Raw genomic sequence first — 14,034 nt, forward strand, 5'->3', positions numbered from 1 at the left:
GCTCGACCATTGATCCATGACTTCATCCCTCGACGGCTGGATCCGTAACTTCGTCGACGGCGAATTCGTCGATCCCGATCCTCTGCGTGGCTTCGACCGCATCGATCCCGCGACCGGTCGCGTGCTCGCGCAGGTGCACGAGGCCGATCAGGTTCTGGTCGACCGCGCCGTGACCTCGGCCCGACGGGCGCTCGACGCCGGCTGGGCCGACACCCCGATCCGGGAACGTGCCGCGCTCCTGCGCCGTGCCGCGGACCGGATCGAGGAACGCTTCGAGGAGTTCGTCGCCGCAGAGATGGCGGACACCGGCAAGCCGATCACCCAGGCGCGCGAACTCGACGTCGCCCGCGCGCTCACCAACTTCCGGACCTTCGCCGACATCGTCTCCGCGGCCGGCCAGGAATCGTTCATGACCGACCTGCCCGGTGGTCGCCAGGCACTCAACTACGCGGTCCGCAAACCCCTCGGCGTGGTTGCCGTCATCGTGCCGTGGAACCTGCCGCTGCTGCTGCTCACCTGGAAGGTCGCGCCCGCCCTCGCGTGCGGCAACGCGGTGATCGTCAAGCCCAGCGAGGAGACCCCGGCGACGGCCACCCTGCTCGCCGAGGTGCTCGCCGAGGTCGGTCTGCCGGCGGGCGTCTACAACGTTGTGCACGGCTTCGGTGGCAACTCCGCCGGTGAGCACCTCACGACGCATCCCGGGATCGACGGCGTCACCTTCACCGGATCGTCGGCCACCGGCTCGCACGTGATGAAAACCGTTGCGCCGCGGGTGCGTCCGGTCTCGTTCGAACTCGGCGGCAAGAACGCCGCGATCGTGTTCGACGACGTCGACCTGGACGAGGCGCTGACCGGACTGACCAAGTCGGTGTTCACCAACACCGGCCAGGTGTGCCTGTGCACCGAGCGGGTGTATGTGCACCGTTCGATCTTCGACGACGTCGCGACCGGCCTGGCCGAGCGCGCCGAGCGACTGCGCCTGGGCGACCCGACAGACGGGGCCACCACCACCGGCCCGCTGATCTCCCAGGCCCACCGCGAGAAGGTGCTGAGCTTCTTCCGGATGGCCGAGCAGTCCGGCGCGAAGGTCCTCACCGGCGGCGGAATCCCGGACCTGGGTGAGAAGTTCGCGTACGGGTCGTGGATCGAGCCGACGCTGTGGACGGGCCTGACCAACGAGGACCCGGTGCTCCGCGAGGAGATCTTCGGGCCGGTGGCCGCGCTGGTGCCGTTCGACACCGAGGAGGAGGCGATCGCGCTGGCGAACGACACCAAGTACGGTCTCGCCGCGGCGGTGTGGACCAACGACCTGCGCCGCGGCCATCGGGTGGCGCAGAAGATGAACGTCGGAATCTCCTGGGTCAACACGTGGTTCACCCGGGAGCTGCGGTCGCCGTTCGGTGGCGTCGGGCTCTCCGGCATCGGCCGGGAGGGCGGCGAGTCGTCGCTGCACTTCTACACCGAGCCCACGAACGTGTGCGTGGCGCTGTGATCGACAAGGACATGATCTTGGGAAGCGGGAAATGATGGCACTGGGCAGCAAGGAAATCGAGCAGCTCGCCGACCGCCTGGACGAGGCGCAGACCGGTGTCCACGACACCGTGAGCCTCGCGGACGACGCCGACGTCGACATCGACGACGCTTACCGCATTCAGGCGGGCGTCGTCGAACGCCGACTCGGGCGCGGCGAGAAGATCGTCGGCGTCAAACTCGGATTCACCAGCAAGGCCAAGATGGCGCAGATGGGGGTCTCCGACGTGATCGTCGGCAGGCTCACCGACGCGATGCGGGTCGACAACGGCGGGGAGGTGGAACTGCGCCGGTTCATCCATCCGAAGATCGAACCCGAAGTGGCCTACCGCCTGTGCCGCGACGTCGACCTCGACGACCCGGACACGGACATCCTCTCCTGCGTCGACGCCGTCGCGCCGGCCATGGAGATCATCGACTCCCGCTACCGGGACTTCCGCTTCACGTACACCGACGTCGTCGCGGACAACACGTCGGCAGCGGCGTACGTGGTCGGGCCGTGGTCGGAGTTGCGAGACGTCGCCGACCTCGACGTGCGGATGACCGTCGGCGCCGAGACGGTCACCGGGTCCACCGCGGCCATCCTCGACGACCCGGTCAACGCACTGCACGCACTGCTCGACATGTGCCGACGGCGCCGGATTCCGCTGCGCGCCGGAGACGTGGTGCTGGCGGGCGCGGCGACCGCCGCCGCACCGCTGACCGACACCGTCGCCCGATGCGAGATCGCCGGACTGGGCGCCGTGACCGTGAAGGGAATCGCATGAGCGACAACGCCGCCAAGGTCATCGAACGCCTCGCCACGCCGCGCGGACGGTTCCCGCACGTGAAGGTGGCCGGCGACTTCGTGTACGTCTCCGGCACCAGTTCGCGTCGCCCGGACAACACGTTCGTCGGCGTCGAGGTCGACGAGATGGGGACCACCAAGCTCGACATCCGCGCCCAGACCCGCGCGGTGATCGAGAACATCCGCACGATCCTCGCGGAGGTCGGCGCCGACCTGGACGACCTCGTCCAGGTGACGTCGTATCTGGTGTCGATGAACGACTTCGGCGGCTACAACGAGGTGTACGCCGAGATGTTCGACGAGTCCGGACCCACCCGCACCACCGTTGCCGTGCATCAGCTTCCGCACCCGCACCTGCTGATCGAGATCCAGGGCGTCGCCTACCTGCCCGCCCACCGCCGTACGAACGCCCCCGACACGGAGGACCGCTCATGACCGTCATCCCGCCCGTCATCGACTTCCAGAAGTGGATCGCCGAGAACCGGCACCTGCTCGCACCGCCGGTCAACAACCAGACCATGGCGCTCGGCGACGACTTCATCGTGCAGGTCGTCGGCGGTCCCAACGAGCGCACCGACTACCACCTCGACCCGTACGAGGAGTGGTTCTATCAGATCGAGGGCGACATCCACGTCGACGTCATGACCGAGGACGGACCCCAGCGGGTTCACATCCGGGAAGGCGAGACGTGGCTGCTTCCCGGCAACCTGCCGCATTCGCCGCAGCGTCCGACCGCCGGTTCGATCGGCCTGGTCATCGAGCGCGTGCGCCGGGAGGGGACGCTCGAGACGTTCCAGTGGTACTGCCTCGAGTGCAACCACCTCATCCACGAGATCGAACTCCAGGTGCGCGACATCGTCGCCGACCTGCCACCCGTGTTCGTGCAGTTCTACGAGGACGAGCAGGCGCGCACGTGCAGCAACTGCGGCACCCTGCACCCAGGAAAGGGCTGACGTGAGCGGCATCATCGACGTCCACACCCACTACGTCCCCAAGGGGTGGCCGGACCTGACCGCCGACGCGGGACCGAACGCCCCGTGGCTGCGGGCCGAGAGCGAGTCCGAGGCCGTCATCATGATGGGCTCCAAGGAGTTCCGTCGGATCCAGGCCGACGCCTGGGACGCGGAGACGCGCCTGCGGGACATGGACGCCGACGGCGTCCGGACCCAGGTGGTCTCGCCCACGCCGGCCTTCTTCAACTACGGTCGCACCGGCGAGCAGGCCGAGCGGATCTCGCGCATCTTCAACGATCTCGCGCTCGAGATCGTCGCGCCGGCACCGGACCGCCTGATTCCGTTCTGCCAGGTGCCGCTGCAGGACGCCGACGCGGCCTGCCGCGAGGTGGAGCGCTGTGTCGCCAACGGGCACCGCGGCGTCGAGATCGGCAACCACGTCGGGGACCGCGACCTCGACAGCGAGGGCGTGGTGACGTTCCTGCAGCACTGCGCGTCGCTCGACGTTCCGGTGTTCGTGCACCCGTGGGACATGGATTCGTCGCCGCGACTGGACCGGTGGATGGCGCAGTGGCTCACCGCGATGCCCGCCGAGACGCATCTGTCGATCCTGGCGCTGATCCTCGGCGGCGTCTTCGACCGCATCGACGAGCGCCTGAAGATCGGATTCGCCCACGGCGGTGGATCGTTCGCGTTCTGGCTCGGGCGGATGGAGAACGCGTGGCACCGCCGCAACGACATCATCGGCACGTCCGAGATGCCGCCGTCGCACTACCTCGGCAGGTTCTACGTGGACTCCGTGGTGTTCGACGACCGCGCCCTGCGGCTGCTGGTCGACACCGTCGGAGTCGATCGGGTGATGGTGGGCAGCGACTACCCGTACCCGCTCGGCGAGCGTCCGGTGGGTGAGGTGGTGCGCAAGAGCGAGTTCCTCGATGAGGCCTCGCGTGAGCTGATCCAGCGCGGTAATGCCGAACGCTTCCTGGGGATCTCCGATATCGCCTGAGGCATAGCCAAATTGAGATATCCAGCGGCCGATTCGGCATTTGTGAGTCATGTCTCACGTGGGCAGAATCTTCCCCACGAGCCACATACGGCCGCTGGATTCTCTTGGCGAATAACGGATCTCGACTCTCTGGCAGCCTCCCCGACTCCCGATAGGTATCTGCGATGACCGACAGCACGACACGAGGTGGAGCCGCCACGGCCGCGCGCAGCCGCGTCGCCATGGCGACGCTCGCCGGCACCACCCTCGAGTGGTACGACTTCTTCCTCTACGGCACTGCCGCCGCACTGATCTTCAACAAGCAGTTCTTCCCCAGCCTGAGCCCCACTGCCGGAACCCTCGCGGCGTTCAGCACGTTCGCGGTCGGGTTCATCGCCCGGCCCCTGGGCGGACTGGTGTTCGGTCACTTCGGTGACCGGATCGGGCGCAAGGCGACACTGGTCGTCTCGCTCCTGATGATGGGTATCGGTTCGACGCTGATCGGTCTCATCCCGAACTACGACGCGATCGGCGTCTGGGCGCCGACCCTCCTGGTGGCCATGCGAGTGGTACAGGGCATCGGGCTCGGTGGCGAGGGCGCCGGGGCGACGCTGATGTCGATGGAACACGCCCCCGCCGGGAAGAAGAACCTCTACGCCGGCTTCCCTCAGATGGGTACCCCGGCGGGACTCGTGCTCGCGAACGGCATCTTCCTGACGACCAGTTCGGTGATGTCGGACAGCGCGTTCGCCGCCTGGGGCTGGCGTATCCCGTTCCTGCTCAGCATCGTGCTGGTCGCCATCGGACTGATCATCCGGCTCCGGGTCACCGAGTCCCCGTCCTTCACCGGAATCGTCGAGAAGAACGAGGTGTCGCGGTTCCCGCTCCGTGAGGCGCTCGACGTCGGGTTCCCCCGGCTGGTGCTGACCCTGCTCGCGGTACTGGCGAATTCGGCTGTCGCCTATGCCTTCATGGTGTTCTCGCTGTCGTACGGCACGCAACACCTCGGCTACGACAAGCAGTTCCTCATCCTCAGCGTGACGGCGGCCGCGGTGCTGTGGTTCGTGTCGATTCCGGTGTGGACCAAGGTCGCCGACAGACACGGCCGCCGGACGATGTTCATCGCCGGCTCGGCCGCGATCCTGGTGTGGTGCGTGGTGTTCTTCCCGTTGCTCAACACCGAGAACTCGGTCGTCGCAGTGATCGCCTTCCTCGGAATGGGTCTCATCGTTCCGGTCACCCACTGCGTGCAGGGCAGCATCATCGCCGACACCTTCCCGGCGAAGGTGCGGTACTCGGGATCGTCCCTGATCCTGCAGAGCGGAGCCATCCTCGGCGGCGGTCTGGCGCCGATGATCGCCACCGCGCTGCTCGACGCCACCGGATCGTCCGCCGGCGTCACGTGGTATCTCGCGACCGTCTGTGCGATCAGCCTCGTCGGAGCCATCGCGTTGTTCCGGGTGGTGCCGGACTCGTCGCGGGGACTGCAGCACGACGAGCAGGCCACGGCCGTGCCCGCCTGAACCGCGGCCGGGAGAGCCGGAGCCGTCCACCGTCCCGGTGGGCGGCTCCGGCTCGTTCCGGTTCAGGACCGGTCGGGCGCGATCTCGGCTGCGAACTCCGCCAGGAAGTCGACGAGCGCGGACGCCGACGGGCTCAGGGTGCGCCCGGCCGACAGGGTGATCCCGACGCTGTGGCCGATCGGATCGAGTGTGATGGGCAGCGTGGTGAGTCGGGCGTCGTCGCGGGGGATGAGGCTGGGCAGCGCCGCGACCATGTCGGTCTCGAGCAGCAGCTGCCGCACCGTCAGGAACGAGGTGGCCTCCACCCGGTTCTCCGGCAGGGGCAACCCGTTGCGCGCGAAGAACTCCTCGAGTTCGCGGCGCAGCGCCGTCTCGACACCCGGCAGGATCCACGGGTACCCGGCGAGATCGTGCAGGTGCAGGTTCGCCCGTCCCGCGAGCGGGTGTCCCAGACGTGTCACGAGTTCCACCGATTCGGCGTAGAGGGTGCGTCGCACGGCCATCTCGTCGGTCGGGGACGTCAGCCGTCCCACGATGAGATCGATTCGCCCGGATTGTAGTTCGGTCAGCAGCATCTCCGGCGTACCCTCCCGGACCGCCACGGTCAACAGGGGTCGCTCGGACTTCAGCCGGGCGATGGCGCCGGGAAGCAGGACGTTGGAGCCGGCGAGATGCGTTCCCACCACGACGGTTCCGCGATCGGCGTCCGCGAGTTCGACCACGTGCCGCCCGGCCTGGGTGAGTTGCGCGATCACCGCCCGAGCGTGCGCGGTGAACGCCTCGCCGAAGATCGTCGGAGTGATGCCGCGCGGACCCCGGTCGTACAGCGAGACACCGAGAATCGCCTCGAGATCGTGCAGGCTGCGCGTCGCGACCGGTTGGGTGACGTGGAGTGCCGCGGCCGCCGCGACGACACTTCCCTGACTGGTCAACGCGTCGACGAGGAGCAGGTGGCGGAGCTTGAGGCGCCCGTCCAGCAGTTTGGGCATGTCCATGGGGGGATCCTAGCGACGGCGCGCACCGCACCCGTACCGTCAGCGGTGTGCTCTAGAGGCCGGCGAACAGTCCGAGCAGCGCGCCGCTCAGCGCCGAGTCGCGGTCGGCGAGGTCGAGGAAGACGTCGTAGTGGTTGCGGTCCGGGATCATCAGCAGCTCGCTCTCGGAGCGACGGCTCCACTCCTGGTGGAACATCCGGCTCTGCGCGAGGAAGCCGACGCCGTCGTGCTCGGCAACCGCGATCACGGCCCGCGGGCCCGCCCGGCCGGCCTGCAACATCGGGCTCAGTGCACTCGCCCGGGCGGCGTCGAGATCGAGCCACTCGTTGGCGAACGAGTCCACGAGCGGCCGGATGTCGAACAGGCCGCTGATCGGCATCGCCGCCCGGACCACGTCCGGTGGCACGCCCAGGGGGTCCTGCCAGCCCGGCACCATCGTCGTGGCGGTCAGGTGCCCGCCCGCCGAACTGCCGCCGACCACGATGCGATCCGGATCCAGTCCGTGATCGGCGCCGTGGTGGTACACCCACGCGACCGCCGCCCGCACCTGTCGCACGATCTCCTCGAGGGGAGTATCCGGTGCGAGGCCGTAGTCGACCGAGACGGTGGCGATGCCTTCGGCGTCGAGCATGCGCGCCATGAACGCCGTGTGATGCCGCGACAGTGCGCGCCAGTAGCCGCCGTGGATCGCGACGAACGCCGGACGAAGGGCGCTTCCGGTTCCCCACACGTCGAGACGCTGGTTGCTCTGTGGGTCGTAGTGCAGATCCGAGAACCCGTCGAGGCCGTACACAACCTCCCGTGAACGCCGTCGGTACTCCTCGATCGTCGCGTCGAACAGTTCGGGGGAGACGGTGTTGCGGACGTTGTAGTCCGCATCGATCTGCGGGTCGGTCATCCGTCCATCCTCTTGGGCGAGTCGATACCTGTCGAATGCGAAATCGGGGGCGAGGTATGACCGTGCTGCTATGTCCGGTCTCGGTCGGCCGGCTCCCACGGCAAAGCGCCCGCCCCCGGTGCGGGGACGGGCGCTTCGGTCCGTTCTGTGCTGCCGCGCGTGCGATCAGCGGGCGCGACGCGCCAGACGCTCCGAATCGGAGATCAGGACGCTCTTACCCTCGAGACGCAGCCAGCCGCGGTGCGCGAAGTCGGCCAGCGCCTTGTTCACGGTCTCGCGGGACGCGCCGACAAGCTGGGCGATCTCTTCCTGCGTGAGGTCGTGCGTCACGCGGAGCGAGCCGGCCTCCTGGGTGCCGAAGCGCTGTGCGAGCTGCAGCAGCGCCTTGGCGACGCGACCCGGGACGTCGGTGAAGATCAGGTCGGCCAGGTTGTTGTTGGTGCGACGCAGACGACGCGCGAGGACGCGCAGCAGCTGCTCCGCGATCTCCGGACGCTGGTCGATCCACGACTTGAGGGCGTCGCGATCCATGCTCACGGCGCGGACCTCGGTGACCGTGGTGGCCGTCGACGTGCGCGGGCCCGGGTCGAAGATCGACAGCTCGCCGAACATGTCCGACGGACCCATGATCGTCAGCAGGTTCTCGCGGCCGTCCGGCGAGCGCCGGCCGAGCTTCACCTTGCCGGAGACGATGATGTACAGCCGATCACCGGGCTCGCCCTCGTTGAAGATGACGTGCCCGCGGGGGAAATCGACGGGCTGAAGCTGCTTGACCAGCGCAGCCACCGCCGAGGGCTCGACTCCTTGGAAGATGCCGGCTCTGGCCAGGACCTCGTCCACGTGCGCTCCTTTGGAAAAAACTGTTCATCAATGCAAGTTGCTGCACGTCGACTGGGGTCTCATGCAACGAGTACGTGTACAAAGTCTACTTGGCATGGCTGTGCGACGAGTCACTGACACCGCGTAGAGTTCTACGACTTTACGAAGAATCCTTCTCGGGTTTACTCACCAACGGCGCGACCACGGCCCCGTCTCTCTCCGCGCGCAGCCTCGCTACCAGCGCCGATCAGCTCGCCCGGCGGGTGTTCTGCGCTTCCTCGGTGGTGACGTCGGAATCGCCGGAATCATCGGAATCGGTCCGGCCGCCCCGCTTGCGGCGGCGATGGAACCGGGCCAGCGCGTGCGGGAAGCCCTCGGTCGCGAGCGTGGCGACCTCGTCCTGGCTCGCCTGATCGAGGAACTCCGCGACCTCCTGCTCGCGGACCGTCAGTCGCCGGAGGCGGAACTCGACACGCTCCATGGCCAATGCGAACAGCATCAGCAGCACAGGAAACAGCACGACAGCCAGACCTTGCATATCGGGAAGTAAACACTGCGAAGGTCTCAGAAGCGACACAGTCCGGAATCCGATCGGCACGGCAGTCCGTAGAGTTGTCGAGGTGCACGAGACCTCAGCAGACAACCGGAATTCGGGTGCGGTGCCCGCTGCCGCGGGCGAGTCCCGGTTGGCGCTCGTGCGTCGGGCGCGGCGGATGAACCGCCGTTTGAAGGAGGCCTTCCCGCACGTCTACTGCGAACTCGACTTCACCACCCCGCTCGAGCTCACCGTCGCGACGATCCTGTCAGCTCAATGCACGGATGTGCGGGTCAACCAGGTAACTCCCGCGTTGTTCGCGCGCTACCGCGACGCCCGCGCCTACGCCGAGGCGGACCGGACGGAGCTCGAGGAGTACATCCGGACGACCGGTTTCTATCGGAACAAGGCGAACTCGATCATCGGTCTCGGGCAGGCCCTCCTCGAGCGCTACGACGGTGAAGTTCCGAACAAGCTGAAGGACCTCGTGACACTGCCCGGTATCGGTCGCAAGACTGCGAATGTCGTCCTCGGGAACGCGTTCGGCGTGCCTGGAATCACAGTCGACACGCACTTCGGCCGGCTCGTCCGGCGGTGGCAGTGGACCGAGGAAACCGACCCCGTCAAGGTCGAACACGCGGTCGGGGCGCTCATCGAGCGCAAGGAGTGGACCGACCTGTCGCACCGGGTGATCTTCCACGGCCGTCGGGTGTGCCACGCCCGCAAGCCCGCATGCGGCGTGTGTGTGCTGGCGAAGGACTGTCCGTCGTACGGCGCTGGGCCCACCGACAAGGTGGCCGCGGCAGCATTGGTGAAGGGGCCGGAGACCGACCATCTCCTCGAGCTGGCAGGTATGTGAGCGGTATGCGTGTTTCCAGTGCAGCGCGGTGGAGTCTGGCCGCCCTCGTGGTCGTGGTGGCGCTGATCGTCGCGATCTGGCCGCGCGGCGGTGACGACGCCGACGTCGCCGATTACCCCGGCGCGGGCCGGGGGACGTCGCAGGAGCGCCGGGGTGCGGACACCCCCGAGGCCCTTGCGCCGCTCCGCGCCGACGCCGAACTGGAGCCGTGCCCGGCACCGACCGGACCGGCGCCGGACGGTTCCGCACTGGCGGGTATCACGCTCGAGTGCCTCGGTGACGGCAGCCGCGTCGACCTCGGTTCCGCGCTGGCCGGCAAGCCCGTGCTGCTCAACATCTGGGCCTACTGGTGCGGGCCGTGCCGGGAGGAACTGCCGTATCTGCAGCAGTACTCGGATCGTGTCGGCGACGCGGTTACCGTCATGACGGTGCACACCGATTCCAACGAGGCCAACGGGCTCGCCCGCCTCGCCGAGTACGACGTCCACCTGCCCGGAGTCCAGGACGGCTCCGCCCGGGTGCAGGCGGCCGTCGGCTCCCCGGCCGTGCTGCCGGTGTCGGTGCTGATCCGCCCGGACGGCACGGTCGCGAAGATCCTTCCGCAGCAGTTCCGCAGCGTCGACGAGATCGCCGACGCCGTGCAGCAGTACCTCGGCGTCGCCGCATGAGCTTCCATCCGCAGCACCCCCTGGACCCCGACGCCGCGCCCGAATGGCTGCGGGCGGTGACCCGCACCCTCCCCGCCGACCCCAACCGCGTCAACCCGGTCCTGAACCGGCGTTCGCCGCAGGGGGCGAAGGTGCGTCCCGCCGCGGTGCTCGTGCTCTTCGGCGGGGCCGCCGAGTCCGATCCGCTCGCCGTGGGAGGTCTGCCCGCCGACGCCGACGTCCTGCTGACCCAGCGGGCGTCGACGATGCGCCAGCACAGCGGTCAGGTCGCGTTCCCCGGCGGCGCCGCCGACCCCGAGGACGACGGGCCCGTCGACACCGCGCTCCGCGAGGCGGAGGAGGAGACCGGGCTCGTGCGCGGCGGCGTCCAGCCGCTCGCGACGCTCCCCGAGATCTTCATCCCGCCGTCCGGGTTCGACGTCACGCCCGTGCTCGCGTACTGGCGCGACCCCAGCCCGGTGGGTGTCGTCGACACCGCCGAGGCCGAGCGCGTCGTACGGGTGCCGGTGCGTGAACTGATCGACCCGGACAACCGTTTCCAGGTGCGGCACCGCGCCGGCTACCAGGGGCCCGCCTTCGAGGTCGACGGAATGCTGGTGTGGGGTTTCACCGCGGGCGTGCTCGCCGGGCTGCTGGCCGTGTCCGGCTGGGAACTCGAGTGGGACCACGACGACATCCGCGATCTCGACGTAACGCTCACCCGGGTGGCGACCGGTGTGGAGAACGACGACATGATCGAATCCGGGCAGCACCGTACGTCGAGGGGAATGGGGGAGCGTTGAGCGGATCCGGATGGATCGACCTGGCCGTGATTCTCGTGGCCTTGCTGGCGGCGTCGTCGGGGTGGCGGCACGGCGCGGTCGCGTCGGCGCTCGCGTTCCTCGGCGTCGTCCTCGGTGCCGTCGCCGGCATCCTCATCGCGCCGCACGTGCTCGTCCACGTCGACGAGGGCCGCATGCGGGTGCTCGTCGGCATCGCACTGATCGTCGTGCTGGTGGTGGTCGGGGAGGTCGCGGGCATGGTGCTGGGCCGCGCGGCCCGCAGCGTCATGCACAGCCCGGTGGCCCGGGGTGTGGACAGCTTCGTCGGCGCGGGCCTGCAACTCGTCGCGGTCCTGGTCGCGGCGTGGCTCCTCGCGATCCCGCTGACGACGTCCACGCAGGCCAACGTCGCGACCGCGGTGCGCGGGTCCAAGGTGCTCAGCGCCGTCGACGACGTCGCCCCCGACTGGCTGCGCCAGGTGCCCAGCGAATTCTCCGCGCTGCTCGACACGTCGGGCCTGCCCGACGTCATCGGCCCGTTCGGTCGCACCCCCATCACCAACGTCGAGCCGCCGGACGCGAGCGTGCTCGCCAGCCCGGTCGCCCGGCAATTGCAGACCAGTGTGCTGCGGATCCGCGGGGCCGCCCCGAGCTGTCAGAAGGCGCTCGAAGGCTCCGGCTTCGTGGTGGGACCCGAGCGCGTCATGACCAACGCGCACGTCGTCGCGGGCACGTCCGCGGTCACCGTCGACACCGCCGACGGGCCGCTCGACGCCCGCGTCGTGGTGTTCGATCCGGCCGTCGACGTCGCGATCCTCGACGTGCCCGGCCTGACCGAAGCGCCGCTGACGTTCGCGGCCGAGCAGGCACGCACCGGTGACGACGCGATCGTCCTCGGCTACCCCGGTGGTGGCCCGTACACCGCCAGTGCGGCCCGCATCCGCGAGGTCCTCGACCTCCGCGGACCCGACATCTACCGGTCCGGCACCGTCGAGCGCGAGGTGTACACCGTGCGCGGTTCGATCCGTCAGGGCAACTCGGGCGGTCCGCTCGTCGACGCGCAGGGGCGCGTCCTCGGGGTCGTCTTCGGTGCCGCCGTCGACGACAGCGACACCGGTTTCGTGCTCACGGCGGACGAGGTGTCGAAGCAGCTCGAGCAGGCGAACGGATCGACCGCCGCGGTCGGCACCGGGGTGTGCATCGTCTGACCCCCGGCCGCCGACCCGGAGTGGTCAGCGCGACGCGAGCGCGAACCGCGTCAGTTCCGCGGTGACCTCTTCGGGTGATTCCTGATGTGCGAAGTGTCCGGCACCGGCGACCCGGTACAGCTGCTGGCCGGGCGCGTGCGCGGTCGAGCGTTCGACGGTGGCGGCCAGCACGTAGGGATCGAGCTCGCCGTGGACCTGGAATACCGGGATGTCCAATCGGTGGTCCATCGCGGTCATGAACCGGCGACCGTCCGGGCGGAACTGACTGCGGAACGCCCACCGCTGGTACTCCAGCGCGGAGTGCGCGACGCGCGGGATCTGCATCGCCGACCGCAGCCGCCGCGCGACCTCGGGGAACTCGTCGGACTGCGGCCACGCCGGTCCCGACCGGGCCCGCAGGAGACGCTCGACCTCGGCGCCGTCGTCGCGGAGGAGTCGCCGTTCCGGTCGCCACGGCACCTGGTAGTCCAGGAACGTCGGCAGCAGCGCCGACCGCTGCCGACGGTCACGCAGGACGGCCCGCTTGAGCGCGATCGGATGCGGCGAGCTGACGAGCCCGATCGACTTCACCAGCCGGGGATGCAGCAGTGCCGTCGCCCAGCACACGAGGCCGCCGTCGGCGTGCCCGATCAGGGTGGCGTTCGAGTGGCCCATCGCGCGGATCAGGCCGGCGATGTCACCGGCGAGCGTCCAGCCGTCGTACCCCCGGGGCGGGGTGTCGGTGTCGCCGTAGCCGCGCAGGTCGACGGCGACGGTGCGGAAGCCCGCATCGGCGAGGGCGGTCAGCTGGTGCCGCCACGACCACCAGATGTCGGCGAAGCCGTGCAGCAGGACGACGAGCGGGGCGTCGGGACGCGACGGACCCGCCTCCGCGATGTGGATGCGGATGCCGTTCGCGTGGATGTCACGATGCGTCCACGGCCCGTCGAAACGGACCGTGGACGGGTCTGGTTGGGTCACTTGCGTGGTCACGGCTGGATCAGCCGGCGGTGCCCGTTCCCGTGCCCAGCGGCGAGGCGGCGTCCGGACGCTGCCCCGGCAGCACGGTCGCGGCCTGCTTGAGCGAGTCGATCGTCTTGTTCGGCGCGCGGAGCTTGCGAACCCGCATGTAGCCGAGGAGCGCGAGGACGCCGGTGACGATGAGCATCAGCACGAAGACGATCAGGAACGCCGCCCAGCGATCGAGCCACACACTGAGCAGTTCGGCGAGGAAGAAAAAGAAGAAGAAGGCGCTGAACACGAGCACGGACAGCGCGAGGATGAAGTACAGGCTGCCCTGCAGGCCCTTCTTCACCTCGCTGGTGACCTCGGCCTTCGCGAGCTCGACCTCGGCGCGGAACAGCGTCGAGACCTGTGCGGTCGCGTCCCGCACCAGGGTGCCGATCGACGCCGTCTGCGGGTCGTGAAGGTCGGTGAGGGGAATCGAGGAAACCGTCGTGGGAACCCCGTCGCCGGTGAATCGGCCGCCGTCGCCCGTGACTCCATTGCCGTTGGTGAAGCTCACTTCTCGACC

The 14,034-nt window shown here is 68.8% G+C and carries 16 protein-coding genes; 10 read left to right on the forward strand and 6 right to left on the reverse strand.

The genetic code is table 11. From position 1 onward, the window contains the following. Window positions 1-16 precede the first annotated feature (16 nt). From ABTV10_RS02490 to ABTV10_RS02515, 6 genes are all read left to right on the forward strand, one after another. Complete coding sequence (locus ABTV10_RS02490) at window positions 17-1,492, forward strand: 2-hydroxymuconic semialdehyde dehydrogenase (protein WP_499032294.1); 1,476 nt, start codon at window positions 17-19, stop codon at window positions 1,490-1,492. Between the two features lie 31 nt (window positions 1,493-1,523). Next, window positions 1,524-2,297 (forward strand): 2-keto-4-pentenoate hydratase, encoded by a 774-nt coding sequence (locus ABTV10_RS02495; protein ID WP_499032295.1) that lies wholly within the window; start codon window positions 1,524-1,526, stop codon window positions 2,295-2,297. After that, window positions 2,294-2,752: a RidA family protein gene (locus ABTV10_RS02500; RefSeq protein WP_499032296.1), complete on the forward strand. Its 459-nt coding sequence runs from the start codon at window positions 2,294-2,296 to the stop codon at window positions 2,750-2,752. The genes ABTV10_RS02495 and ABTV10_RS02500 overlap by 4 nt, the downstream gene beginning before the upstream one ends. Beyond that, on the forward strand, window positions 2,749-3,270 hold the full coding sequence (locus ABTV10_RS02505) for a 3-hydroxyanthranilate 3,4-dioxygenase (protein WP_499032298.1): 522 nt from the start codon (window positions 2,749-2,751) through the stop codon (window positions 3,268-3,270). Before ABTV10_RS02500 ends, ABTV10_RS02505 begins: the two co-directional genes overlap by 4 nt. A 1-nt stretch (window position 3,271) precedes the next feature. Next, window positions 3,272-4,276 (forward strand): amidohydrolase family protein, encoded by a 1,005-nt coding sequence (locus ABTV10_RS02510; RefSeq protein ID WP_499032300.1) that lies wholly within the window; start codon window positions 3,272-3,274, stop codon window positions 4,274-4,276. Window positions 4,277-4,440: 164 nt separating this feature from the next. After that, complete coding sequence (locus ABTV10_RS02515) at window positions 4,441-5,778, forward strand: MFS transporter (RefSeq protein WP_499032301.1); 1,338 nt, start codon at window positions 4,441-4,443, stop codon at window positions 5,776-5,778. Between the two features lie 62 nt (window positions 5,779-5,840). Here the strand turns inward: ABTV10_RS02515 and ABTV10_RS02520 are convergent, their stop codons facing one another. From ABTV10_RS02520 to ABTV10_RS02535, 4 genes are all read right to left on the reverse strand, one after another. Then, window positions 5,841-6,773, reverse strand: coding sequence for a LysR substrate-binding domain-containing protein (locus ABTV10_RS02520; RefSeq protein WP_499032302.1), 933 nt, complete (start codon window positions 6,771-6,773; stop codon window positions 5,841-5,843). Window positions 6,774-6,825: 52 nt separating this feature from the next. Continuing rightward, window positions 6,826-7,671, reverse strand: a complete 846-nt coding sequence (locus tag ABTV10_RS02525) for an alpha/beta hydrolase (protein ID WP_499032303.1) — start codon at window positions 7,669-7,671, stop codon at window positions 6,826-6,828. Between the two features lie 165 nt (window positions 7,672-7,836). Beyond that, the gene (locus tag ABTV10_RS02530) at window positions 7,837-8,511 is read right to left on the reverse strand and encodes a Crp/Fnr family transcriptional regulator (protein WP_005515884.1); all 675 of its coding nucleotides are present in this window, start codon (window positions 8,509-8,511) and stop codon (window positions 7,837-7,839) included. Between the two features lie 226 nt (window positions 8,512-8,737). Then, a complete protein-coding gene (locus ABTV10_RS02535) occupies window positions 8,738-9,010 on the reverse strand; it encodes a hypothetical protein (protein WP_499032304.1) in 273 nt (90 codons plus the stop codon). Between the two features lie 100 nt (window positions 9,011-9,110). On the opposite strand from ABTV10_RS02535, the gene nth reads away from it, so the two are divergent. The 4 genes from nth to marP are packed head-to-tail and all read left to right on the forward strand — an operon-like array spanning window position 9,111 to window position 12,521. Continuing rightward, window positions 9,111-9,884, forward strand: a complete 774-nt coding sequence (gene nth, locus ABTV10_RS02540; protein ID WP_499032305.1) for an endonuclease III — start codon at window positions 9,111-9,113, stop codon at window positions 9,882-9,884. Window positions 9,885-9,889: 5 nt separating this feature from the next. After that, window positions 9,890-10,552 carry a TlpA family protein disulfide reductase gene (locus ABTV10_RS02545; RefSeq protein WP_499032306.1) on the forward strand — a complete coding sequence of 221 codons (663 nt, stop codon included), beginning with the start codon at window positions 9,890-9,892 and terminating at the stop codon, window positions 10,550-10,552. Continuing rightward, on the forward strand, window positions 10,549-11,334 hold the full coding sequence (locus tag ABTV10_RS02550) for an NUDIX hydrolase (RefSeq protein ID WP_499032307.1): 786 nt from the start codon (window positions 10,549-10,551) through the stop codon (window positions 11,332-11,334). The genes ABTV10_RS02545 and ABTV10_RS02550 overlap by 4 nt, the downstream gene beginning before the upstream one ends. Then, window positions 11,331-12,521 (forward strand): acid resistance serine protease MarP, encoded by a 1,191-nt coding sequence (gene marP / locus ABTV10_RS02555; protein ID WP_499032308.1) that lies wholly within the window; start codon window positions 11,331-11,333, stop codon window positions 12,519-12,521. The genes ABTV10_RS02550 and marP overlap by 4 nt, the downstream gene beginning before the upstream one ends. A 24-nt stretch (window positions 12,522-12,545) precedes the next feature. Here the strand turns inward: marP and ABTV10_RS02560 are convergent, their stop codons facing one another. Together ABTV10_RS02560 and ABTV10_RS02565 are read right to left on the reverse strand one after the other, a co-directional pair. After that, window positions 12,546-13,493: an alpha/beta fold hydrolase gene (locus tag ABTV10_RS02560; protein ID WP_499032309.1), complete on the reverse strand. Its 948-nt coding sequence runs from the start codon at window positions 13,491-13,493 to the stop codon at window positions 12,546-12,548. Between the two features lie 7 nt (window positions 13,494-13,500). Continuing rightward, window positions 13,501-14,025: a phage holin family protein gene (locus ABTV10_RS02565; RefSeq protein ID WP_499032310.1), complete on the reverse strand. Its 525-nt coding sequence runs from the start codon at window positions 14,023-14,025 to the stop codon at window positions 13,501-13,503. Window positions 14,026-14,034 lie beyond the last annotated feature (9 nt).

Origin of the sequence: Paraburkholderia sp. RHO2, assembly GCF_050955445.1 — a bacterium.
GTDB classification, from domain to species: domain Bacteria; phylum Actinomycetota; class Actinomycetes; order Mycobacteriales; family Mycobacteriaceae; genus Prescottella; species Prescottella agglutinans_A.

Coding starts and splice junctions, on each gene's coding strand:
- ABTV10_RS02490 (WP_499032294.1), top strand. CDS start 17: ATGACTTCATCCCTCGACGGCTGGATCCGTAACTTCGTCGACGGCGAA.
- ABTV10_RS02495 (WP_499032295.1), top strand. CDS start 1,524: ATGATGGCACTGGGCAGCAAGGAAATCGAGCAGCTCGCCGACCGCCTG.
- ABTV10_RS02500 (WP_499032296.1), top strand. CDS start 2,294: ATGAGCGACAACGCCGCCAAGGTCATCGAACGCCTCGCCACGCCGCGC.
- ABTV10_RS02505 (WP_499032298.1), top strand. CDS start 2,749: ATGACCGTCATCCCGCCCGTCATCGACTTCCAGAAGTGGATCGCCGAG.
- ABTV10_RS02515 (WP_499032301.1), top strand. CDS start 4,441: ATGACCGACAGCACGACACGAGGTGGAGCCGCCACGGCCGCGCGCAGC.
- ABTV10_RS02520 (WP_499032302.1), bottom strand. CDS start 6,773: ATGGACATGCCCAAACTGCTGGACGGGCGCCTCAAGCTCCGCCACCTG.
- ABTV10_RS02525 (WP_499032303.1), bottom strand. CDS start 7,671: ATGACCGACCCGCAGATCGATGCGGACTACAACGTCCGCAACACCGTC.
- ABTV10_RS02545 (WP_499032306.1), top strand. CDS start 9,890: ATGCGTGTTTCCAGTGCAGCGCGGTGGAGTCTGGCCGCCCTCGTGGTC.
- ABTV10_RS02550 (WP_499032307.1), top strand. CDS start 10,549: ATGAGCTTCCATCCGCAGCACCCCCTGGACCCCGACGCCGCGCCCGAA.